Source organism: Sphingobium sp. TomMM15 (assembly GCF_055397045.1).
On the sequence record NZ_AP027314.1, the window covers coordinates 1,254,695 to 1,275,398 of the forward strand.

The following is a 20,704-nucleotide window of genomic DNA, read 5'->3' on the forward strand; positions in this document are numbered from 1 at the left end:
TATTAGCTGGGAACACACAAGGCCGATCCACATCCAGACATAAAAAAGGGCCGGTGCGACAAACCGCATCGACCCTTTTTAAGACGAAATCGTCGGCTTCAGATGCTGGGGCCAAGACCCTTGATTGCGCTATCCACCAACTGCCGATCCGCGCCCGCGTCATGGTTCTGCGCGATCAGCGTCGCAGCCGCGCTGGTGGCAGCGTTGACTGCCTTTGTACGGATGCCCGCAATGGCAGAGCGCTCCGCTGCACCGATCTTGTCCTCGGCCATCTTTTGGCGACGGGCAACCAGCGCTACCGCATTGGCCTTGGCATCTTCGAGCAGCGTTGCCGCTTCGCTCTCGGCCGACTTGCGCATCGCTTCGGCTTCACCAGCCGCATTGGCCAGCTTCGCTTCATATTCAGCCTTCAGCGCGTCAGCCTCGGCGCGCAGCTTTGCAGCTTCCGCCAACTGTTCCTTGATCTGGGCGATCCGGCCATCGAGCACATTGCCGATCAGCGCGGGGACCTTCTTGATCAGGAGAATGAGGATGAAGACCGCCATCGCCAGGCTGACCCAGGCGGTCGCGTCCATGCCAACGGCCTTCGGATCAGTATGCGGCGCCACGCCTTCATGCGCGACGGTGCCTACCGGCTCCATCCCTTCGGAGTGAATTGCGTCGTCAAGATGCGGAGGCGTACCTTCGCTATGCTGTGCTGCTGCCTCAGCCATGGGCCAGTGCCGCCTTTACTGCGTTGCGGGCCGCTTCGTCCGACGCGTTCACGCCGGAAATACGAGCGACCATGTCGCGCGCCGCTTCGGCGGCGACGGTTTCAATCTCTGCCATCGCTGCCTGGCTGGCCGCCTGGATGCGGGCTTCGGCAGCGCCGATCCGCGTGGCGATTTCAGCATCGGCGGCAGCAAGCTGTCCTTCGGAAGCCTTCGCAGCTTCCGCTTTCGCACGGGCCAGCGTTGCCTGGGCCGCAGCCCTGCTTTCCGCATCGCGGGTGCGATAATCAGCCTCTGCCTCATCGGCGCGGGCGAAGGCAGCCTTGGCCGCGTCCAGATCACCTGTGATCTTCGCGTCGCGCGCGTCGGCCGTCGCCTGAACCTTGGGGACCATACCCTGGCCTATGACGAAGAAGACAAAGCCGAATGTCAGCAGCATCCAGAAAATCTGAGATGCATAGGTTTCGGCAATTTGCGCGATTTGAGGCATTATAGGTCCGTCCGATCAGGGCGCCGTCAATTCATGCGTGCGGGCGGGACGGCGACAGCCGCTCTGCCCGCACGCCAAGCGGTTATCAGGCCACGAACACCAGGATCATGGCGATAACGAACGCCAGCAGACCCAGAAGTTCGGCTGCGGCGAAACCGATGAACAGGCGGCCCTGCTGGCCGTCAGCGGCACCCGGATTGCGCAGCGCGCCTTCCAGGAACGATGCGAACACGTTGCCCACACCGAGCGAGGCGAGGCCCGCACCAATCGCGGCCAGGCCAGCACCGAGCAGCTTTGCGGCTTCTGCGTCCATGTCGTAAACTCCCTTTTCTAAACTCGAACAAATGGTTGGAAAAATAGTGGAAACTTAGTGGAGGTTCTCGGCGTCGTTCAGATAAACCGAAGTCAGCAGCGCGAACACATAGGCCTGGATCACCGCCACCAGCACTTCCAGAGCGCTGATACCGATCATCAGGATGAAGCTGGCGGAACCGACCGTCAGGCCATATCCGGCACCCGCGTTGGAGCTGTTGATGACGAACCCGGCCAGCACCTTGAGCAGAACGTGCCCGGCGGTCATCGCGACGAACAGTCGCAGGCCAAGGCTGAACGGCCGCACCATGAAGGACACCAGCTCGATCGGGAAGATCACCGGGATCATAGGCAGCGGCGTACCATGGGGCACGAACAGCGAGAAGAAGTGCAAGCCATGCTTCCAGAAGCCAACGATCAGCACGATCGAGAAGCTCAGGATCGCGAGAACGCCGGTAGCCGTGAAGTGGCTGGTGAAGGTGAAGGGATGCAAGCCGATCAAACCAAGCGGCAGCAGGCCAAGCAGGTTTGCCAGCAGGATGAACATGAACAGCGAGAAGACATAAGGAATATACTTCTTGCCGCCCTCACCCACATTGGCGATCAGCAGGCTTTTGATGAAGCCGGTCATATATTCGACCGCCATCTGCCAGCGCCCGGGCACCAGCTCACGCTTCATGCCGCCGATCACGAAAATCCACAGCACCACAGCAGCAGCCACCATGTAGAGCGCGCTGTTGGTGAAAGCGATGTTGAAGCCGCCAAGCGACAAGTGATCCGTACCGAACAGCGGTTCGATCGCAAACTGGTGCATCGGATCGATTTTGCCGGATTCTGCCACGTTGACCCCTGTAACGTCTGGTATTCGGACTAAGATAAAAGCGCCCCTATTCGCCGGGACGCTTCGTCGTCGTCAATCTGATGATGTTCCTGAAAGCAACCACGATCCCAAGACCGAGGAACGCCAGCAGGAGCCAAGGGGATGTTCGCAGAAAGTAGTCCAAAGTCCCACCAACCACGGCACCACCGGCAAGACCGCCGATCAGTTCTGCGAGAACCCTGTTGCCCAGGCGCGATCCATCATCGCCCTGTTGCTTAGTGGTCCCCTGTCTGACCTTTTCGGCTCGTTCGGCCTTCGCGATCCGCTCCTCAAGGGAAGTGATGCGCTCGTCCTCATTTGCCGGGTCTTGCCCGGGCACATCCTGCGTCATGGCCGTTCCTTTTCGTTCAGGCAGATAAGCCAACGTCAGGCGGCATGGCGCGTGCGGTTGCACCCGTCAAGGCGCGGCCCGTTTAGAAAGGGCTTTCGGGATAGTCAACCGTAGTTGGACAGGAGAATTGCGCTTCCGCCGGGCACAGCGGCGAAACACCCCGCAGTCGCGTAATTACCCGGCGGTCGCGCAATAGCTCGGCAGGGCGATCGGCCCGGCACCCTTGGTTTGCCAGGGTCCCGCGCCCACGCGATAAACCTGGCCCTGCTTCACGCGGTTGCTCAATGTCTGGCAACCCGTGGCTGCCGCCATATCCTGAACCGTGACGCCTCGCTTGCTGGCAAGGTCGGTGTAGGCCGCGCGCCGCTTGATGTTGATCGATTCGACTTCCGATCGCACCGCCGCGCTCACCGATCCAGCAATGCCCAAATAGCCGTCCGCCTGCTCGCCCACGGCGCCCTCCGCCATTGCAGCGGCAACCGCGCCCGACTGCGCGCGAGCAGGCGCGCTCGCAACAAGGCCCGTGGCCAGCACGACGGCGGCACCTGCGACGATCATCAAAAGCTTGCGTGTCATTGCGGGAACAACTCCGGGTTATTCTGGATAAGATCCTGTGCATCGCGCTGAAGTCGTACGACGACCTCCTGCTGCACCTTTACATTCAGGTTGATTTCGATCGGCTTGTCCGGTGCCTTCACCTGGATGCAGCCCGTCAGGGCCAAACCGGCGAAACCCGCCGCAAAGATAGCTTGTGTCTTCATTTCTGTTCCCTGTTTCTCACAGTGTCGCTTTCCGCAGGGTTAACTGCAATCCCTTGGCGAATCTTCTCCTGCATCTGATCCCCTATGCTGTTCTGGATAAGCATAGTGGGATCGATGAAGGATTTTGCCGTGCCCAGCAGGCCGCGAAATGGCGCCGCGATGCGCACATTGAAGATGAAGGGCAATCCGGTCAGGTTGCGCGCCATACCCGCCGGCACATCGCCCAGCTTCCCCCGGTTGACGCCGTTGAACACGACATTGGTCACCATCTCTCCATCCAGCGCGCCGTCCATCAGGATGGTGAGGCATTTATATTGCATATTCTTGAGCGCGTCGAAGGCCAGCTTGCCCATCACGCCCAATTGCTCGTTCGAGACCGGCCCGACATAGGACAGCGTTCCCGACTGGCGGTTGGGATCGCACGGCACCGTGGGCAGCACCCCTTCGGGCATGATGAGCGGCGGCATCCCCTGCTGCCTTGCGGTCAGCACGCCCCCCGCGACGCGCCCGCCCTGGACATTGAAGATCAGCGGCATGATCCCGTCGAACGTGCCTGTGGCCGATATATTCTCAAGCTCCATCGTCTGGATGAAGGCACCCGCATCAATGCCGATGACGCGGAACGTCAGATAGCGGTCCACATCGGCGCTGAAGTCCATGGTCGTCGGCAACAAAACCAGTTGCCCTCCGGAAAAGGGCCAGCCGCCGCCCTCGATGCGAACCTTCTGCCCAGGCTCCAGCCGGTAGCGGACAAGGCCATCGCGCACTTCGACGCCGGGATTGACCATCCTCATCCGCATTTCCTGCCCCGGCGCACTCACCAGCCCCAGCAGATCGGTAAAGCGCAATTCGCCGGACATTCCCTCCACCGGACCGAACGCCGCCGCCAGCTTGGCGTTGTCGGTGCGGAACACGCCATCGCTGGTCACATCCGTGCCGTTCCATCGGATATGTCCCTCGCCCGTTACCGTCGCATTGACGTTGGCGACAACTCCCAGCGCAAGGCGGGTCACGTCCTCTGGCTGCAAATTGGGACCGAACACCAACCCCGGCACGGTCAGGTCGGCGTTGCCCCGGCCGGAGCCCAGATCATGCGCGATGTCCGCACGCGCCACCAAGGCATCGTTGCGCGGCGCCCGCAACGTTCCTGTCGCCAGGATTCGGCCGTCCCGCAAGCTGAGCGCGAAGTCCGGCACCTTCAACGGCTCGAACCGTCCCGGCGTCTGGGCATCGCGCACCATCACCGACGCGGCGAGCTTCAACACTCCTTGGGCGAAGCTCCATTCGCCCGCGCCATCCTCCACGATTAGCGGAACGGAACCGATTCGCGCGTTGGTCCCTGCCAGCCTTCCCGCCAGACCCTGTGCCGTAGCCCGGCCGGTCAGCGTTTGCGCGACCAGCCGTACCGGAGATGCTTCAGGCCCGATCGCCAGTTCCGCCCGAGATAGCGAAAAGCCCTCCTGACCGATGGCGACCCTTGCCCGCTCCGCCGACAGCCGCATCGGACTCTGGCCGCTACGTCCTCGCAGGTCGAGATTGCGAATCTCGGCCCCCGCGCTCACCCCGCCCGGCCCCGTCGCGACCAGAGCGCCACCGCCGATTGGGCACAGTGTCTGCCGGGTACGCCCGACAGAAAAGCTGCCGTACTGCGCCTCCTCCAACGCCAACGGCACGCAGCGCCGGTTGATCGCTATCGAGCCATCAGCATTCAGCTGTCCCACGACTGGCATCATGAGGCCGCGTAGCCGCCCGCCGGGCAAAGGGCCGTCCAGCCTTGCCACTGTTGAAAAGAGCGTATCTCCCCGAGGTCCGGCGGTAAAACGTACAGGGTCGAGCGCCAGCCTGGCGTCGCGAGCGGCATATGGGTCGATAAAAAGCTGCCCACCCAATCCGCCACCCGGCCGCCGTGCCAGCCGCAGTGCAGCCTTCGGTAGCCCACCCCCGTCCGTCGTGAGCGCGCCATCCAGCGCCCAGTCGACAGCTGCTCCCGCCTTGCCCGGCCAGGCAATGGTCACCCTGCCATCACCAGGAATCGTCACACGCGCGCCGCTGCGCGATTCGAATCCACTGTTCGTCAGCACCACGCTCCCACCCTGGCCGCTCTGCGCGAAGGCCAGGCTGGTTCGCAGCACATTATCCTCCCCCGCGCGGCGCACCGCATCGGCCAGCCGTTCGGCCAGCGGCGCCAAAGGCGTGCCCGCCGCAGACCGCTTCAATCCCACCAGAGGATCACGTCCGGGAAGGCTCAGTTGATGCGCCGACAAACGCCCGCTGGCCTGTGACTTACCTTTTGCGACGCTCCAAGCGCCGACAATCTCCGACTGACCTGCCTTGAGACCCGCCATACCCAGTGCCGCCGCGCCGATCCGCGCACGGCCAGCCATCGCCAACGCATTGCCATCAAAGTCGATCCGCCCGACGGGCTTCGCCAGCACCATGCCAGAGGACTTCAACGCCTCCGCTCCCAGCACGACATGGCCGTTCCACCGATCCAGGGCCTTGCCGATCCAGACATCCATGTCCGCTCTCGGCTTCGCCGCGCCGGTCGCGCTGCTCCTGCATCCAAGAGCCGTCGCCTGCGCCGGTCCAACCAAATGCGGCCGCTCATTTCTTATCGCGACATCCAGCAAGGCGGTCATGCCCGCCACGTTGCACCCCGCGAACGCCGCCCGTGGCATGGCAGCGGCAAGGCGGCCGTCGAAGCCCGACCTTAGATTACCCTTGCCGTCGATCTGCATACCGACCACTCCGGCGTCGGTCTCAAGCCGCATGCGCGCATCGCGCAGCGCGAGGACGATGTCCGGTAGACTGAATGGCGCCTTAGACGCAGGATCGCGGAACTTGTCCAATTCTCCGAGCCGGAGCACCCCATCACGATAAGAACCGTGCAGCCGCACGCCCCCGGCCCTCACGGCCGCGACATGGGGGGACAGGCCGGTGAAGGCCAGATCCACTTCCACCCACCGGGCAGTCAGATCGGGATTCGCCGGATCGCCAAGGACGATATTCTCGATACGCTGGGTGCGCAGGCCAATGTCCTTCAGGTCATAGCTTGCTTGGACGCCGCGCCGGTTCATCTCCCGCCCAATGAAATTTTCCGCGATCGGCGCTCGCTGGGTCCACAACGCAACAAGGATCAGCGCCAGAGACCCCGTCCCTACGCCCAGCCAGCGTAACCAGCCGCGGCGAACTCCCTCTTCGCCGTCCTCAACTTCCATGCTTATGGCCAACCCCGGCTTTCACACTCGATCCGTAACGCCTGCATAACGTCTGACGCTCCCTAAATATCCTTGCCCGATTTTTGCGCAACGCATAGGCCCATTTCTCTGAACGGGGGATTATAAGGCATTGGCGGACAGGGAAGTTGTGGTCAGCCATGACGGCGTGGGGCATCGCGCCCGGCTTCGGCAGAAGCTGGCGGAGAGCGGCGGCGATGCGCTGCACGATCACGAGCTTATCGAATATCTGCTGGCCCTTGCCATTCCCCGCCGCGATACCAAGCCGCTCGCGAAGGCGTTGCTGCGTGAATTTGGCGGCATCGGCGGCTTGATGACCGCCGATTGGCAGGCGATCGCGCGCGTCCCCGGCATGGGCGACACCAGCATCGCCGCTGTCAAGATCGTGCATGCCACCCTTCTGCGCATGCTCCGCAATGAGGTGTCACAGCGTCCGGTCCTTGCAAGCTGGCAAGCCCTGCTCGACTATCTGCGTGCCGACATGGCCTATCTCCCAGTGGAGCGCGTTCGCGTGCTTCACCTCAACAGCCGCAACATGCTGATCCGCGACGAACATATGGGCGACGGCTCGATCGACCAGGCCGCCATCTACACACGCGAAGTCATTCGCCGCGCCATCGACCTTGGCTCATCAGCGCTGATCCTGGTGCACAACCACCCAAGCGGTTCTCCCGAACCCAGCCGTCAGGACATTGAGATCACGCGCCAGATTGCGGAGGCAGGCAAGCGCCTCAACATCGCGGTGCATGATCATATCATCATCGGATCGCAGGGACACAGCAGCCTGCGCGCGATGGGGCTATTGTAGGGCCGTCCTTCTTACCCACCGCCAGGAAGGACGTTCCACAGACGTCCTAACCCTCGAACCCCACCGAAAGAAATTCAGGCACAGGTCCGTTCCAGCCCTCATCCGGACCTTCATCCCGAACATCGGCGCGACGCGACTTTGAACCATTATCCTGCTGGCGGGCAGGACGAGGCTCTTCCCGCGGTTCGTCATCCTTGCGCTTGGCGGGCTTGCGCTCCACCTTCCGCTCGCTATTCCGGCGCGGCTCTTCGGCCTTATCCACCTTTGCAGCGGCAGCAGCGGGGGTGTCGATCGTCTCGATCTTCTGCCCGATCAGCTTCTGAATATTATCGATCGCCTCGGCATCTTCCGGGGTCACAAAGGTATAGGCGACACCCGATGCCCCCGCACGCCCGGTACGGCCAATGCGATGGACATAGTCATCGGGATGCCAGGGAGCATCGAAATTGAAGACGTGGCTGACGCCCTTGATATCCAGCCCGCGCGCAGCGACATCGGACGCTACCAGGATATTCACCGATCCCGCCCGGAACCGCTCCAGTTCGGCAATTCGCGAAGACTGATCGATATCTCCATGAATCTCGCCCGACTTGAAACCGTAGCGCTGTAGGCTCTTGTTCAGTTCACGAACCGTGGTCTTGCGGTTGCAGAAGATCACCGCGCTCAGCACTTCCTCCTGCTCCAGCATCGCGCGCAGGGCTTCGCGCTTCTTGCGCGAATCAACCTTCACCAGCCTCTGGGTGATGTTCGTGGAGGCAGTGGCGGGCCGCGCCACCTCGATCGACTTGGGATTGCTGAGGAACCGATCCGCCAGCTTCTTGATCGGCGCGGGCATGGTCGCTGAAAACAGCAGTGTCTGCCGCTGCGAGGGCAATTTGGTGCAGATTTCCTCAATGTCCGGGATGAACCCCATGTCCAGCATGCGGTCAGCTTCATCGATGACCAGCATCGAACAGCCGTTCAGCAATATCTTGCCGCGCTGGAACAGGTCCATCAGTCGGCCCGGCGTGGCGATCAGCACATCGACGCCCTTTTCCAGGGCCTTGAGCTGATCGCCCATCTGCACGCCGCCGATCAGCAGCGCCATGTTGAGCTTGTGATATTTCCCGTATTTCTCGAAATTCTCGGCAACCTGCGCCGCCAATTCGCGCGTCGGCTCCAAAATGAGCGAACGCGGCATCAACGCACGAGCCCGGCCATGAGCCAGAATGTCGATCATCGGCAAAACGAAGCTGGCGGTCTTGCCCGTCCCCGTCTGCGCGATGCCGATAATGTCCTTCATCATCAGTACGGGGGGGATCGCCTGCGCCTGAATCGGCGTGGGCGTATCGTATCCGGCCTCGTTAACGGCCTTCAACAGTTCATCGGAAAGGCCGAGATCGGCAAAAGTCATTCAATTGTCCGGGACAGAGGCTCTTCCGCAACGCGCTCATGCGTCACGGAAATCGCGCGCGCCTTGCGGAAATATTGGTATCTTGTCAAGAAAATCGCGCATCGGAGCGCGTTTCGACAGGGGTCAATCGTCCCTGTCCGCCTCTTCCAATCGCCGGAAACTGTCGATCACGCAACTAAGCCCGCTTCGCGCTTGCAATTCATCGCGCCCGGAACAAAGCGACCCATCCTCATCCGGCTCGACATAAAATCCCGAGTAGAAGCCTGTCGAACTGCACCCCCGCTCCAGCCGAGCCCTATAGCGGTGATTATCGGCCAGCAGCAGATCGACGCCATTATCCACAATGACGCTGGCTGACCGGATCGACCGCAAGGCGATGCAGCGCGGCCCCTTCTTTTCCTTCCACGCACGCCCCGCCTGCGGAGCAATGCGCGCGGGCGCTCGTCCCTTTTTCGCCATTGGCACGCGAATAATGATCCGTTGCTCGATCGACATCTGCGCCAATTGCACGGGCTCACTCACGGGCGCGACAAGGAGCAACAGGACGGAATGAAGCAAATCGAACCCCTTTTGGGGCGGCACGCTATGGGCCGGTGGTTGAACCGTCGATGAATTCCGGGGCATAGCATTGCAGTATGATAGGGCAAGACATCATCGATAGGTTCATAGCCTTGCTGGGACCGAAAGGCGTCGTTTCCGATGCGGACGACATCGCTCCCTGGCTCACCGATTGGCGGGGACGTTTTCACGGCGCCGCTGCCGCCATTCTCCAGCCCTCCAATACGGACGAAGTTGCCGCGACCGTCGCACTCGCAGCTGATCTTCACGTGCCCCTGGTTCCTCAGGGCGGCAATACCTCAATGGTCGGCGGCGCGACTCCTCCGGATGACGGGTCGGCACTTATCCTGTCGCTGCGCCGGATGAACCGCATCCGCTCCCTTTCTCCCGACGACAATCTCGCAATATGCGAAGCAGGCGTCATCCTCGAAACCCTGCACGATGCTGCGGAGCAAGCCGGGCGCCGCTTCCCGCTCAGCCTCGGCGCGAAGGGATCGGCGACGATCGGCGGCCTGATATCGACCAACGCGGGCGGCACTCAGGTGCTGCGCCATGGCACGATGCGCGCACTTGTCGAGGGGCTGGAGGCAGTCCTCCCCGACGGCACTATCCTGAACGGCCTCGACGCGCTCAAGAAGGACAATCGCGGCTATGACCTCAAACAATTGCTGATCGGCGCGGAAGGAACGCTCGGCATCATCACCGCCGCCTCGCTCCGCCTCGCCCCTGCCATCGCGATCCGCGCAGTCGGCTGGGTGGGCGTCCGCTCGCCCGCCGATGCGCTCGCCCTGCTCCGCCTGAGCGAAAGGCAATTGGGGGACAGCGTCGAGGGGTTCGAGATTATCGCCGACGATGGTCTTGGCCATGTCCTGTCCCACATTCCCGGCACCCGATGCCCGATCGAGACGCGCACGCCCTGGCATGTGCTGATCGAAGTCGATCATGCCGACCTGTCCAGCCCATCTCCGACCGAGCGCCTTGAAGGAGCGCTGGCGCAAGCACTCGAACAAGGACTCGCTGTCGATGCCACGATCGCCGCCAATGATGCTCAGGCAGCGGCGTTCTGGCGCCTGCGCGAATCGCTTTCCGAAGCGGAGAGGGCGCAAGGACCGGCGCTGCAATTTGACATCAGCGTGCCCGTGGCCCGCATGCCCGCCTTCATGATCGACATAGCCGCGGCGGCCGAACGCACCTTCGCGGGAACCACCGCCTCCTCCTTCGGTCATCTTGGCGATGGCAATGTCCACTTCCATGTTCGCGCGCCCAAGGGAACGACGGACGGCCCCGCCTGGATCGCGGCAGAAGGGAAGTCGATCAACGCCTTCGTCCATGATGCCGTCGTCGCGGCGGGCGGCTCCATTTCGGCGGAACATGGCATCGGCCAGATGAAACGGGCCGAACTCGGCCGCCTTGCCAGTCCCGCCCGGCTACATGCCCTGCGCGCGATCAAGGCTGCGCTTGATCCCCTTGGCCTCATGAACCCGGACAAGCTGATCCCCCGTCCCGAAGAGGGCTAGAGGCAGCGGGGCAGCTCGACAAAGCAATTGCCTCCCACCCACAAGGTCTTTATCGCCCACACCCAGTTTTTAGGAAAGGCAGTGCAGCCAACATGCGCTGCTTCGATAGGATGGAAGAACAGCATCATGGCTAGCGCGCCCGCCAACAATCTCCCCGTGTTTTACAACGACCTGCTCCCGCTCAGCAGCGTCGATCATGCGAGCTATCGCAGCCGCTCGGTGGAGTCCGCGCCTTTCCTCACGAAGCAGCATGCCGTTCCCCTGACCGTCGATGAATTCGTCGCGGCCCAACGGTTCGTGCCGATCATCTTCTCGGCTGGCGACGAAGCGGTGCCGCTGGCGCTGATGGGCCTTAATGAAGGCGTCAACACCTTCCTCGACGATGAAGGCAAGCTGCGCGGTCCCGCCTATGTCCCCGCCTATGTCCGCCGCTATCCATGGATGCTGGCGAAGCTGCGCCCCGACACCGACGAACTGTCGCTCTGCTTCGATCCGACCAGCGAAGCGGTCGGCGAGTTTGAGGAAGGCCAGCCCCTTTTCGAAGATGGCAAGCCGACCGAACTCACCCAGGGCGTCCTCAAATTCTGCGAGGATTTCGAACAGGCCGCCGCGCGGACTGGCCAGTTCATGAAGGACCTGAAGGAACTGGACCTGCTGATGGACGGCGAAGTCGCCATCCAGGTCCCCGGCAACGATCAGCCGTTCGTCTATCGCGGCTTCCGCATGGTGAACGAAGAAAAGCTGCGTGACATGCGTGGCGATCAACTGCGGAAGATCAGCCAGAACGGCATGCTGCCCCTTATCTACGCGCATCTTTTCTCGCTGCAGTTGATCCGCGAAGTTTTCGAGTCGCAGATCACGCAGGGCAAAGGTCCCATTTCCGTCCCGGCAGCGCCCCAGACCGCCGACGCATGACGCTATAAATTAACCTGCATCAATAATGCGATAGAAAAGGTTTCTGCTCGCCACTTGAAAGTGAGCGGGACCTTCTTTATCTTCCAAACATACGGCGCACCTGCCCCCCTTTCGGGTGTGTCGTATGGGCGCCTCCCCCTTTTGGAGGCGTCTCCTCCCTGAACCTTGGCCACCCCATGTAATACATGGGGTGGTTTTTTATGGGCCGGACAGGATAAGTGGTTTCGCTTGACGGCGAACCCCTCTCCCCCTAAACGCCACCGCCTGCCAGCCGCCCGAGCGGCCAAGGCCCCTTCGTCTAGCGGTTAGGACGCGGCCCTCTCACGGCTGAAACACGGGTTCGATTCCCGTAGGGGTCACCACTTACCTATTTGGGCGCAGAATGCTGCGATGCAGCCCTAAGTCCTTTCAGAGCGGCAATCCCACATAATTTTCCGCGATAGCCGCCTGCGCCGCCCTGGAAGAGGCAATATAGTCCAGCTCAGCAACCTGCATTCGCCGGTCGAACGCATCCATTTCCGGAAAACGGTGCATCAGCCGCGTCAGCTGCCAGGAAAATCGTTCCGCTTTCCAGATCCGCGCCAGCGCCTGCTGGGAATAGCCCGCTATCGCGTCCCCGTCCCCCCGCCGGAACCATCCAGTCAAGGCCGCCGAAAGATAGAATATATCCGACGCCGCGAGGTTCAGCCCCTTCGCTCCCGTCGGCGGCACGATATGCGCGCTGTCCCCCGCCAGCATCAACCGCCCATATTGCATCGGCTCGAATACGAAGGATCGCAGCGGCGCGATCGACTTCTCCAATGCTGGCCCGCGCACCATCCGCGCACCCGCTTCAGGCCCCAGCCGCACTGCCAGCTCATCCCACAGCCGATCGTCCGGCCAATCCTCGATCCGTTCATCCAGTGACACCTGAATATAATAGCGGCTGCGCGTCCCCGATCGCATGGACGCCAGCGCAAAGCCGCGCTCATGATTGGCATAGATCAGTTCGTCATCGCACGGTGGCACATCCGCCAGGATGCCGAGCCAACCGAACGGATATAGCTTCTCATAGGCGGTCGCTACGCCAGCCGGTATGGCTCGCCGCGAAGGACCGTGAAAGCCGTCGCACCCGCAAATGAATTCAGCATCTATCCGCTCCTGCCGACCATCCTTGCTATAGGTCAGGTACGGCACGTCGCTGTCAACGTCATGCAATGCCACGTCAGCCGCTTCGTAGATGATCTCCAGACCGCGCCCGGCCGCCGCTTCCATCAGGTCGCGGGTAATCTCCGTCTGGCCATATACCATGACCTGCCGTCCGGTCAGGCCCGCGATATCGATGCGGATCGACCGATCGCCGCTGGCCAGGTGAAAGCCGTCATGGGGCAACCCTTCACGATGCATCCGCTCGCCAAGGCCCAGCCGGTCCATCAAATCCGTCGTGGTCCGCTCCAGCACGCCTGCGCGGATGCGGCCCAGGACATAGCTGGGTGAGGCTCGCTCCACCACGACGACCTCCAGCCCCTCCGCCCGAAGCAAATGGCCGAGCAGCAACCCGGCAGGCCCCGCGCCTATGATGGCGACTTGCGTCTTCATGACATCCTCTTCGCAGCTTTCCGACGCCGCGCATGATGCGCCCGATGCTGCTTGCGGGACATGGGCGAACTGGCCTATGACTTGGACGATCCAGCAGCTTTCCGGACGTAGCCATGACCACCCCCGTCCCCAGCTTCTACCTCTATGGAGAACCGCAACGTAGCGTTGCGGAAGGCTTCGTACATGTCGAGAGTCTGGACGACCGCTCCCGCCCCAGTGAGTGGACGATCCAACCGCATCTCCATCGCGATCTCAACCATATCATCCTCATCGCCGAAGGCGGCGGATCGATGCGGGCGGATGGCGAAAGCGTCACATTTGAAGCGCCCTGCCTGCTGCTGATGCCGGCCGGGATCATCCACGGCTTTTCCTGGCACCGCGACTCCCGTGGCTGGGTCATCACCATCGCCAACAGCTACCTCCACCACCTGCTGGAGCGTGACGCCGACCTCCAACCGCTCTTCCGCGCACCCCGTGCCATCGCCGTGCCCAGCGCCGCCGAAGTGGAAACCCGCATCGGCGCGCTCGCCCGCGAGCTTGCATGGTCCGGCCCTGCCCAGCGCGCGGCGGTCGAAGCGCTCCTCCTCTGGCTCATGGTCCAGGCGCTGCGCCACGCCGCCCTGTCCGACGCCAGCGCCAGCAGCGGCGGCCGCCAGGCCCGTCTCGTCGCCCGTCTGCGCGATCGGATCGAACAGCGTTTTCGCAAGCGGGAGCCTGTCGCTGCCCACGCCCGCGCGCTGGGCGTCAGCGAAACCGCGCTCCGCCAAGCCTGCGCTCGCGCCGCAGGGCTCTCCCCTGCCGCCATGCTCGACGAGCGCGCCCTGCTCGAAGCCCGCCGCCTGCTCCTTTATTCCAACCTGTCCGTCGCGGAGGTCGGTTATGCGGTGGGGTTCGAAGACCCCGCCTATTTCTCCCGCTTCTTCGCCCGCCACACCGGCCGCTCACCCCGCGACTGGCGCGCTCACCCCAGCTGCTTCTCCAATTCGCCCAGCACCCGGTAGCAGTCGAACACCTTCGCCACGCTCGAATTGGGCTCCCGCCCCTCGCGGATGGCGCTCACAAATTCGCGGTCCTGCAACTCGATCCCGTTCATCGACACGTCCACCTTCGACACGTCGATCGGCTCTTCCTTGCCGTTCACCAGGTCATCATAGCGCGCAATATAGGTGCCCGTGTCGCCGATATAGCGAAAGAACGTCCCCAGCGGCCCATCATTGTTGAAGCTCAACGAAAGCGTACAGATCGCTCCGCTCTCGCTCTTCAGCTGGATCGACATGTCCATCGCGATGCCCAGTTCGGGATGGATCGGCCCCTGCATCGCATGCGCGTCCACGATCCGCCCCGCCTGATAGGCGAACAGGTCCACCGTATGCGCCGCATGGTGCCACAGCAGATGGTCGGTCCATGACCGCGCCTCGCCCTTCGCATTGATATTCTTGCGCCGGAAGAAATAGGTCTGCACATCCATCTGCTGAACGTTGAACGCGCCCGCCTTGACCTGCTGATGCACCCATTGATGGCTCGGGTTGAACCGCCGCGTATGCCCGACCATGCAGGTCAGCCCCGTTTCCTCCTGCTTGCGCAATACCGCCTGCGCATCGGCCCAACTATCGGCCAGCGGTATCTCCACCTGAACATGCTTCCCCGCGTCCATGCAAGCTATCGCCTGTTCCGCATGCATCTGCGTCGGCGTGCACAGGATCACCGCATCGACATCATCGCGCTGCAAAGTCTCGGCCAGCTCAGTCGTCGCATGCCCGATCCCATATTTTGCCGCGATCGCCTGCGTCGGCTCCAAATTGCGCCCGACCAGCGAGGTGACGGTCACGCCGTCGATAGTCTTCAGGCCATCCAGATGCTTTTCACCAAAAGCCCCCGCACCGGCCAGCGCGATTCTCATACTCTAACTCCTCATCTTACTGGCCGCGCACTCTGGCTATCGCTGCATCAGCGCGCGCATCACCGTCATGAATTGCTGATAGGTCTGCCCCACATTGGCGGCAGACTGACTATATCCTGGGTTCTGCCGGTCGATTTCGACGACCGGCCAATCCGCCTGGTGCAACGCCGTCGCCGTCCGGAACTTGCCAAAGGCATCGCGAAACCGGCGGCTATCCTCATCGGACAGGTTCAACTGCGCATCCGCCTGGCACAATCGGTTGATCTGTTCCTGCAACGCCCGCCGAGCCTGCAAATATTGCTTTTCCCAGCCCGGCTCCGCACCGGTGGATAGCTCCCCCAGCTGCTTATGCACCTGCTCCAGCCTGACCAAGGCATCCTCGATGTCGGCGCGCGCCATCATCCATCCCTTCGATTGTCGTTATGAATCGTCGGGTTTCAACACCAGATGCCCGACCGCCGTATTGGATGCGGGAACATGATAATGGCGATGCAGCGGCGTGACCTTCTTGCCCAGCGCACCGCGCATGATCAGCCACATCACCATCTCGATCCCCTCCGATCCGGTTTCCCGCAGATATTCGATATGCGGGATGGCGCGCAACTGCCCATTATCTTCGGCACTTAACAGGTCCAGGAAGCGATTGTCCCACTCCGCATTGATCAAACCCGCGCGCGGCCCCTGCAACTGGTGGCTCATCCCGCCCGTGCCCCACACCTGCACGTTCAGATCCTCGGGGAAACTCTCCACCGCCCGCGCGATCGCCTCGCCCAGCATCCAGCAGCGATTGCCCGACGGCGGCGGATAGGTGACGACATTGACGGCCAGCGGAACGACCTTGACCGGCCACTTGTCTGGCTGGTCGAACATCAGGCTCATCGGCACGGTCAGCCCATGATCGACATCCATCTCATTGATGATGGTCATGTCGAACTCGTCCAGGATCAGGCTCTGCGCGATGTGCCAGGCCAGGTCCGCATGCCCCTCCACGTCCGGCACCGGCCGCGGCCCCCATCCCTCGTCGCAAATGCCATAGCGATCCGCACAACCAATCGCGAAGGTCGGAATGATCTTCATGTCGAACGCCGACGCATGGTCATTATAAACCAATATCACGACATCCGGCTTTTCCTGCGCGATCCATTGCCGCGACCAGTCATATCCGGCGAACAGCGGCGCCCAATAGGGCTCTCCCACCTTTCCATTGTCCATCGCCGCGCCGATCGCCGGCACATGGCTGGTCCCTACGCCAGCGGTAATGCGGGCCATCAACGTTTCTCCCTTATCGAACGCTGGCCTTCTGGTGATCGCCCTCCGGCAATCATCATGGCCTGATACTCTTCCGTGCTCATGCCGGTCATGGTTCCCACCGCCTGCAAAAAGGACATGCCGTCGGTCGAAAATACTTTGGCCAGGAAATAGATATTGCCGCCCAGATCCAGGCAACGATTATAGTCGCGATCCAAAATCGCCTGCCGCTGATCTTCGGTCATCGGCCATTCGTTCAGATAGGCGCGCTCGTCCGCCTTCCACCGTTCGCGATTATCGCCTTTCATCAGGCTCATCGCGAACTGGTTCATCCAATAACCCTGCCGCGCGCGCTTTCCGGTATAGACGCGCGTACCGGGTATATCGTCGAACTCGGCCAGATATTCATGGATATCAACGCTCATCGGCGGTTCTCCAGACAAAGAAAAATCCATCTCCCGCCCCGTCCTTCCACAGCAAGGACGGGAGATGGAGCCACCACCCACAGGGATAAATGGGGGGTGTGGAAGCTCACAGACCGCGCGCCTTCAGTTGCGCGTCCAAACGGGGGAAGACACGACGGGCATTGCCCTCGAATATCGCGTGCCGTTCCGCATCGCTGATATCCAGCGCATCGACATAGCGCTTGGTGTCATCGAAATAATGGCCGGTCGTCGGATCGATCCCGCGCACTGCGCCGACCATTTCCGAACCGAACAGGATGTTCTTATTGTCGATCACATCGGCCAGCAAATCGACGCCCGGCTGATGATAGACGCAGGTGTCGAAAAAGATGTTGTTCATCAGATGCGTGTCGAGGTTCGGCTTCTTCAGCATGTCCGCCAGCCCCCGATACCGCCCCCAATGATAGGGCACCGCGCCGCCGCCATGCGGAATGATGAAGCGCAGCGTCGGGAAATCCGCGAACAAATCCCCCTCCAGCAACTGCATGAAGGCGATCGTGTCCGCCGCGATATAATAGCCCCCGGTCGCATGCATCGCCGGGTTGCAGCTGCCCGACACATGGATCATCGCCGGAACGTCCAGCTCGACCATCTTCTCGTAAAAGGGATACCAGTAACGATCCGTCAGCGGCGGATGCTGAAAATGCCCGCCGCCCGGATCGGGATTAAGGTTGCATCCGATAAAGCCCAGCTGGGTGACACACCGTTCCAGTTCGGCAATGCTGTTGCCCATGTCGGCCTTTGGCGACTGCGGCAGCATGCACACGCCAGCGAAAGTCTCGGGGTACAGCCCCACCACCCGCGCAATCAGGTCATTGCACCGCATCGCCCATTCCCGGGCGACCTCCGCATCCCCAACATGCGGCGCCATCGCCGAAGCACGCGGAGAAAAGATCGTCAGGTCCGCGCCCCGTTCCCTGATCAGCCGCAACTGGTTGGACTCGATCGTATCGCGGATTTCGTCATCGCTGATCTCGGGATAAGGCGGCGCAGCAACGCCTGCCTTGAACGCCGCCTTCTGCTCTTCCCGCCAGCCGTCATGCCCCTTGGGAAGCACGGTATAATGGCCATGGCAGTCGATAATCAGGCTCATTCGTCTCTCAGTCCTTCAATCACAGCATTTGCACATCGCCGTCATCGGCCAGTTTCCGTCATCCCAGCGCAAGCTGGCATCTCATGCCTTATTCCGCCCCCACCAAGCTCGTCACCCCGGGCTCGACCCGGGGTCCCGCTTCTCCATCCCCGCGCACTCAGCCAGCGAGACCCCGGATCAAGTCCGGGGTGACGAAGGCGAGAAGCGCCCTCGCCCAACTCCTGTCATCCCAGCATCTCCCGTCATCCCAGCGAAAGCTGGGATCTCCTGCCTCAAGGCCGAACCCAAGCCGCCTGAGATCCCAGCTTTCGCTGGGATGACGAAACTCCCTCAAGCCGCAACTGCACTCCCATCTCGGGCCAAACCATCACCCCCCGCATCCTCACGCCGCGCCAAAACCACCTCAAGCTTCCCGCTCAACCCATCCGGCACATCCGCCACGCCCAGCGCCCCGATCGCCCGCTGCCGCTCCACCGCACCACGCGTCATCGCAGCCCCAGTGCCCAGCGCCTCCAACGTCTTCACCACTTCTTCCATTTCGGCAGCGCGGCGCAGCCCATGAACCAGCATCCGCTCCAGATTATAATCCACCCGCTCGCCCCAAGGCCGCGCCTTCTCGCTCGCATCCAGCGACGCCAGCACCTCATCACGCACGCCCGCCGCCTCCGCCGCCAGCACGCATTCCGCCGTCAGCGCCTCCAGTCCCTTGACCATCACCGACCGGATCATCTTGATCGCGGATGCACGGCCCACCGCGTCTCCAACCACGCGCACATTGGCAAAGCCCAGCGCCTGCAACCTCGCTGTGGCCTCTTCCGCCGCACCGCCGCTCAACAGCAACGGGACGGACAGCGCCGCCGGATGAACCGGCGCCATGACGGCAACATCGACATATCGTCCGCCGACGGCCTCGATCGTCCCCGCCGCTTCCTGCTTCGTCTGCGGCGCCACGCTGTTCATGTCGCAATAGATGGTGCCCGGCGCGATGCACTCCGCCGCCGCATCGGCAACCGCCAATGCCTGATCCGCCGTCACCAGCGAAATCACCAATCCCTCGCCTGAAAGCGCATCTTCCAGAAAGCGCGCGCCCAGCACATGGGCGTCCGCATAGCTGGCGATCATCGCGTCACGCGCCGCCGCATCTTCGGTCTTGCTATCGAATACATGCGCCCGCGCGGCCCAGCCCCCTGCCAATGCAAAGGTCAAACCCGCCTCGCCAAATCCGATCAGACCGACTTCCTGCTCCATGCGCCAAGGGATGGCCCATCCCTATCGGCCCCGCCAATCGAATCCCCGGCATCCTCATAAGTTTTTACGAACTTATGCCTTCAACTTCCTGATCGATCGCCGCCATGAAACAGTGTTGCAAGCGGGTCGGCCGCCAGTCCGTTCTGGTGGTCAGCCCGATCATGCGGCTGATCGCGCCGGGCGCGGGACCGATGTCGATCACCATCCCGGCGTTCAGCTCCAGCGCCAGTTGATCGACCGACAGCATCGTCAGATAATCGCCGTTCACCAGCAGCTCGCGGATCGTCATCACCGATCCGCATTCGATCGGCACGGCAGGCAATTCGCCGCCCAGCGTCTCCACCATCTCCCGCCATAACTGCCGCAACGGCGTCCCTTCTGGCGGCAATATCCATGGGAAACGCCGCAAAGCATCCGCGTCCCATCCTCGCGCCAGCGGATGCCCTGCCCGCGCCATGATCGTCGGCCGATCCTCGAACAGGGGCTTTTGCACCAGATCCTGCCCGACCGACGCATCACGCAGCGCGCCGATCATCATGTCCACCTCGCCGTCGCGCAGCGGGCCGACCAGTTCGGCATGTGATCCTTCATGGACGCTGATATGCACCTGCGGGAACTCGCGCCGAAACCGGCTGATCACGCGGGGCAGCAGCCTTGCGCGCGACAGCGGCATTGCGCCCACCACGACCCGCCCGCTCTCCTGCCCTTTCAGCGCCTCGATCTCTTCCAGCCCCGACCGCAATTCCGCCAGCGCCAGCCGCAACCGCCGCGCCAGCGCTGCCCCCGCATTCGTCAGCGCTACGCCCCGCCCACGCCGCTCCGCCAGCCTGTATCCCATCGCGAGGCCAAGGTCGCCCACCGCCCTATGCAGCGACGGCTCCGTCACCCCTGCCTCGACCGCCGCCGCCGCATAGCTCCCCGCCCGCGCAAGCGCGACAAAGGCCCGTATCTGCGCCGCCGTCGCCCGGTTGCTACCAATCAGCCGCAACGCCGCCTCCAGACGCGGGGCAAGCCTTGTCGCCGCTTCCGTCGGCGTCATGCCGCCCGGATGCCGCTCGAACAGCGGCAGGCCCAGCTGCGCCTCCAGCTTGGCGATCCCCTGCGTCACCGCAGGCTGCGTCAGATTGACGGCACGCGCCGCCAGGCTGACCGTCCCCTGCGCGACCACGGCGGCGACGGCAGACAGGTGCCGGATATTGAACTGATCAGGTGTCATCACGAACACTTAGCAAAAACTAATGCCAACGACACAGTTTAAATTT

22 protein-coding genes and 1 tRNA gene are annotated in these 20,704 nt (G+C 62.4%); 5 read left to right on the plus strand and 18 right to left on the minus strand.

The genetic code is table 11. The features are described from left to right. Positions 1-98: 98 nt before the first annotated feature. From ACZ51H_RS06395 to ACZ51H_RS06430, 8 genes are all read right to left on the minus strand, one after another. Positions 99-713: a F0F1 ATP synthase subunit B family protein gene (locus tag ACZ51H_RS06395; RefSeq protein WP_464772525.1), complete on the minus strand. Its 615-nt coding sequence runs from the start codon at positions 711-713 to the stop codon at positions 99-101. After that, positions 706-1,200, minus strand: a complete 495-nt coding sequence (locus ACZ51H_RS06400; RefSeq protein WP_464772526.1) for a F0F1 ATP synthase subunit B family protein — start codon at positions 1,198-1,200, stop codon at positions 706-708. The genes ACZ51H_RS06395 and ACZ51H_RS06400 overlap by 8 nt, the downstream gene beginning before the upstream one ends. 85 nt (positions 1,201-1,285) lie before the next feature. Next, a complete protein-coding gene (locus ACZ51H_RS06405; protein WP_021240110.1) occupies positions 1,286-1,513 on the minus strand; it encodes a F0F1 ATP synthase subunit C in 228 nt (75 codons plus the stop codon). 54 nt (positions 1,514-1,567) lie between these two features. Next, positions 1,568-2,353 carry a F0F1 ATP synthase subunit A gene (locus ACZ51H_RS06410; RefSeq protein WP_196225809.1) on the minus strand — a complete coding sequence of 262 codons (786 nt, stop codon included), beginning with the start codon at positions 2,351-2,353 and terminating at the stop codon, positions 1,568-1,570. A 46-nt stretch (positions 2,354-2,399) separates the two neighbouring features. Then, positions 2,400-2,723, minus strand: coding sequence for an AtpZ/AtpI family protein (locus ACZ51H_RS06415; RefSeq protein WP_449473288.1), 324 nt, complete (start codon positions 2,721-2,723; stop codon positions 2,400-2,402). A gap of 174 nt (positions 2,724-2,897) precedes the next feature. After that, on the minus strand, positions 2,898-3,299 hold the full coding sequence (locus ACZ51H_RS06420; RefSeq protein ID WP_449473290.1) for a DUF1318 domain-containing protein: 402 nt from the start codon (positions 3,297-3,299) through the stop codon (positions 2,898-2,900). Beyond that, the gene (locus tag ACZ51H_RS06425; RefSeq protein WP_196225806.1) at positions 3,296-3,484 is read right to left on the minus strand and encodes a YnbE family lipoprotein; all 189 of its coding nucleotides are present in this window, start codon (positions 3,482-3,484) and stop codon (positions 3,296-3,298) included. Before ACZ51H_RS06425 ends, ACZ51H_RS06420 begins: the two co-directional genes overlap by 4 nt. Beyond that, a complete protein-coding gene (locus tag ACZ51H_RS06430) occupies positions 3,481-6,702 on the minus strand; it encodes an intermembrane phospholipid transport protein YdbH family protein (RefSeq protein WP_464802802.1) in 3,222 nt (1,073 codons plus the stop codon). Before ACZ51H_RS06430 ends, ACZ51H_RS06425 begins: the two co-directional genes overlap by 4 nt. Before the next feature lie 130 nt (positions 6,703-6,832). Here ACZ51H_RS06430 and radC point away from each other — a divergent pair, with 130 nt between their 5' ends. Continuing rightward, on the plus strand, positions 6,833-7,528 hold the full coding sequence (gene radC / locus ACZ51H_RS06435) for a RadC family protein (protein WP_449473294.1): 696 nt from the start codon (positions 6,833-6,835) through the stop codon (positions 7,526-7,528). Between the two features lie 46 nt (positions 7,529-7,574). Here the strand turns inward: radC and ACZ51H_RS06440 are convergent, their stop codons facing one another. Together ACZ51H_RS06440 and ACZ51H_RS06445 are read right to left on the minus strand one after the other, a co-directional pair. Further along, entirely contained in the window at positions 7,575-8,921 is a 1,347-nt protein-coding gene (locus ACZ51H_RS06440; RefSeq protein ID WP_464772528.1) for a DEAD/DEAH box helicase, read from the minus strand. Between the two features lie 123 nt (positions 8,922-9,044). Further along, positions 9,045-9,479 carry a hypothetical protein gene (locus ACZ51H_RS06445; RefSeq protein WP_464772529.1) on the minus strand — a complete coding sequence of 145 codons (435 nt, stop codon included), beginning with the start codon at positions 9,477-9,479 and terminating at the stop codon, positions 9,045-9,047. A gap of 77 nt (positions 9,480-9,556) precedes the next feature. On the opposite strand from ACZ51H_RS06445, the gene ACZ51H_RS06450 reads away from it, so the two are divergent. The 3 genes from ACZ51H_RS06450 (at position 9,557) to ACZ51H_RS06460 (ending at position 12,273) form a co-directional block, all read left to right on the plus strand. Beyond that, a complete protein-coding gene (locus ACZ51H_RS06450) occupies positions 9,557-10,996 on the plus strand; it encodes an FAD-binding oxidoreductase (protein ID WP_464802803.1) in 1,440 nt (479 codons plus the stop codon). A gap of 126 nt (positions 10,997-11,122) precedes the next feature. After that, positions 11,123-11,911 carry a SapC family protein gene (locus tag ACZ51H_RS06455; protein WP_449473299.1) on the plus strand — a complete coding sequence of 263 codons (789 nt, stop codon included), beginning with the start codon at positions 11,123-11,125 and terminating at the stop codon, positions 11,909-11,911. A 287-nt stretch (positions 11,912-12,198) separates the two neighbouring features. Continuing rightward, positions 12,199-12,273, plus strand: a tRNA-Glu gene (locus tag ACZ51H_RS06460). Between the two features lie 46 nt (positions 12,274-12,319). On the opposite strand, the gene pobA is transcribed toward ACZ51H_RS06460, so the two are convergent. Beyond that, complete coding sequence (pobA, locus tag ACZ51H_RS06465) at positions 12,320-13,489, minus strand: 4-hydroxybenzoate 3-monooxygenase (RefSeq protein ID WP_464772531.1); 1,170 nt, start codon at positions 13,487-13,489, stop codon at positions 12,320-12,322. 113 nt (positions 13,490-13,602) lie between these two features. Here pobA and ACZ51H_RS06470 point away from each other — a divergent pair, with 113 nt between their 5' ends. After that, on the plus strand, positions 13,603-14,490 hold the full coding sequence (locus tag ACZ51H_RS06470) for a helix-turn-helix domain-containing protein (protein ID WP_464802804.1): 888 nt from the start codon (positions 13,603-13,605) through the stop codon (positions 14,488-14,490). Here the strand turns inward: ACZ51H_RS06470 and ACZ51H_RS06475 are convergent. From ACZ51H_RS06475 to ACZ51H_RS06505, 7 genes are all read right to left on the minus strand, one after another. Then, positions 14,451-15,389, minus strand: coding sequence for a Gfo/Idh/MocA family oxidoreductase (locus ACZ51H_RS06475; RefSeq protein WP_464802805.1), 939 nt, complete (start codon positions 15,387-15,389; stop codon positions 14,451-14,453). The genes ACZ51H_RS06470 and ACZ51H_RS06475 overlap by 40 nt on opposite strands. A 36-nt stretch (positions 15,390-15,425) precedes the next feature. Then, entirely contained in the window at positions 15,426-15,788 is a 363-nt protein-coding gene (locus ACZ51H_RS06480) for a hypothetical protein (protein WP_464802806.1), read from the minus strand. A 21-nt stretch (positions 15,789-15,809) separates the two neighbouring features. Next, a complete protein-coding gene (locus ACZ51H_RS06485; RefSeq protein WP_464802807.1) occupies positions 15,810-16,658 on the minus strand; it encodes a class III extradiol dioxygenase subunit beta in 849 nt (282 codons plus the stop codon). Next, positions 16,658-17,062: a protocatechuate 4,5-dioxygenase subunit alpha gene (ligA, locus tag ACZ51H_RS06490; RefSeq protein ID WP_404954720.1), complete on the minus strand. Its 405-nt coding sequence runs from the start codon at positions 17,060-17,062 to the stop codon at positions 16,658-16,660. Before ligA ends, ACZ51H_RS06485 begins: the two co-directional genes overlap by 1 nt. Before the next feature lie 106 nt (positions 17,063-17,168). Continuing rightward, complete coding sequence (locus ACZ51H_RS06495) at positions 17,169-18,194, minus strand: amidohydrolase family protein (protein WP_464802808.1); 1,026 nt, start codon at positions 18,192-18,194, stop codon at positions 17,169-17,171. 330 nt (positions 18,195-18,524) lie between these two features. Next, on the minus strand, positions 18,525-19,442 hold the full coding sequence (locus tag ACZ51H_RS06500) for an NAD(P)-dependent oxidoreductase (protein ID WP_464802809.1): 918 nt from the start codon (positions 19,440-19,442) through the stop codon (positions 18,525-18,527). Between the two features lie 64 nt (positions 19,443-19,506). Next, a complete protein-coding gene (locus ACZ51H_RS06505) occupies positions 19,507-20,658 on the minus strand; it encodes a LysR substrate-binding domain-containing protein (RefSeq protein ID WP_464802810.1) in 1,152 nt (383 codons plus the stop codon). Between the last annotated feature and the right edge of the window lie 46 nt (positions 20,659-20,704).

Excerpts from the sequence above, each read along its gene's own strand:
- ACZ51H_RS06395 (WP_464772525.1), bottom strand. The coding sequence starts at position 713 with ATGGCTGAGGCAGCAGCACAGCATAGCGAAGGTACGCCTCCGCATCTT.
- ligA (WP_404954720.1), bottom strand. The coding sequence starts at position 17,062 with ATGAGCGTTGATATCCATGAATATCTGGCCGAGTTCGACGATATACCC.
- ACZ51H_RS06470 (WP_464802804.1), top strand. The coding sequence starts at position 13,603 with ATGACCACCCCCGTCCCCAGCTTCTACCTCTATGGAGAACCGCAACGT.
- ACZ51H_RS06415 (WP_449473288.1), bottom strand. The coding sequence starts at position 2,723 with ATGACGCAGGATGTGCCCGGGCAAGACCCGGCAAATGAGGACGAGCGC.
- ACZ51H_RS06500 (WP_464802809.1), bottom strand. The coding sequence starts at position 19,442 with ATGGAGCAGGAAGTCGGTCTGATCGGATTTGGCGAGGCGGGTTTGACC.
- ACZ51H_RS06405 (WP_021240110.1), bottom strand. The coding sequence starts at position 1,513 with ATGGACGCAGAAGCCGCAAAGCTGCTCGGTGCTGGCCTGGCCGCGATT.
- ACZ51H_RS06455 (WP_449473299.1), top strand. The coding sequence starts at position 11,123 with ATGGCTAGCGCGCCCGCCAACAATCTCCCCGTGTTTTACAACGACCTG.
- ACZ51H_RS06505 (WP_464802810.1), bottom strand. The coding sequence starts at position 20,658 with ATGACACCTGATCAGTTCAATATCCGGCACCTGTCTGCCGTCGCCGCC.
- ACZ51H_RS06400 (WP_464772526.1), bottom strand. The coding sequence starts at position 1,200 with ATGCCTCAAATCGCGCAAATTGCCGAAACCTATGCATCTCAGATTTTC.
- ACZ51H_RS06480 (WP_464802806.1), bottom strand. The coding sequence starts at position 15,788 with ATGGCGCGCGCCGACATCGAGGATGCCTTGGTCAGGCTGGAGCAGGTG.
- ACZ51H_RS06475 (WP_464802805.1), bottom strand. The coding sequence starts at position 15,389 with ATGAGAATCGCGCTGGCCGGTGCGGGGGCTTTTGGTGAAAAGCATCTG.
- ACZ51H_RS06430 (WP_464802802.1), bottom strand. The coding sequence starts at position 6,702 with ATGGAAGTTGAGGACGGCGAAGAGGGAGTTCGCCGCGGCTGGTTACGC.
- ACZ51H_RS06420 (WP_449473290.1), bottom strand. The coding sequence starts at position 3,299 with ATGACACGCAAGCTTTTGATGATCGTCGCAGGTGCCGCCGTCGTGCTG.
- ACZ51H_RS06495 (WP_464802808.1), bottom strand. The coding sequence starts at position 18,194 with ATGAGCCTGATTATCGACTGCCATGGCCATTATACCGTGCTTCCCAAG.
- ACZ51H_RS06425 (WP_196225806.1), bottom strand. The coding sequence starts at position 3,484 with ATGAAGACACAAGCTATCTTTGCGGCGGGTTTCGCCGGTTTGGCCCTG.
- ACZ51H_RS06440 (WP_464772528.1), bottom strand. The coding sequence starts at position 8,921 with ATGACTTTTGCCGATCTCGGCCTTTCCGATGAACTGTTGAAGGCCGTT.
- pobA (WP_464772531.1), bottom strand. The coding sequence starts at position 13,489 with ATGAAGACGCAAGTCGCCATCATAGGCGCGGGGCCTGCCGGGTTGCTG.
- ACZ51H_RS06450 (WP_464802803.1), top strand. The coding sequence starts at position 9,557 with ATGATAGGGCAAGACATCATCGATAGGTTCATAGCCTTGCTGGGACCG.
- ACZ51H_RS06485 (WP_464802807.1), bottom strand. The coding sequence starts at position 16,658 with ATGGCCCGCATTACCGCTGGCGTAGGGACCAGCCATGTGCCGGCGATC.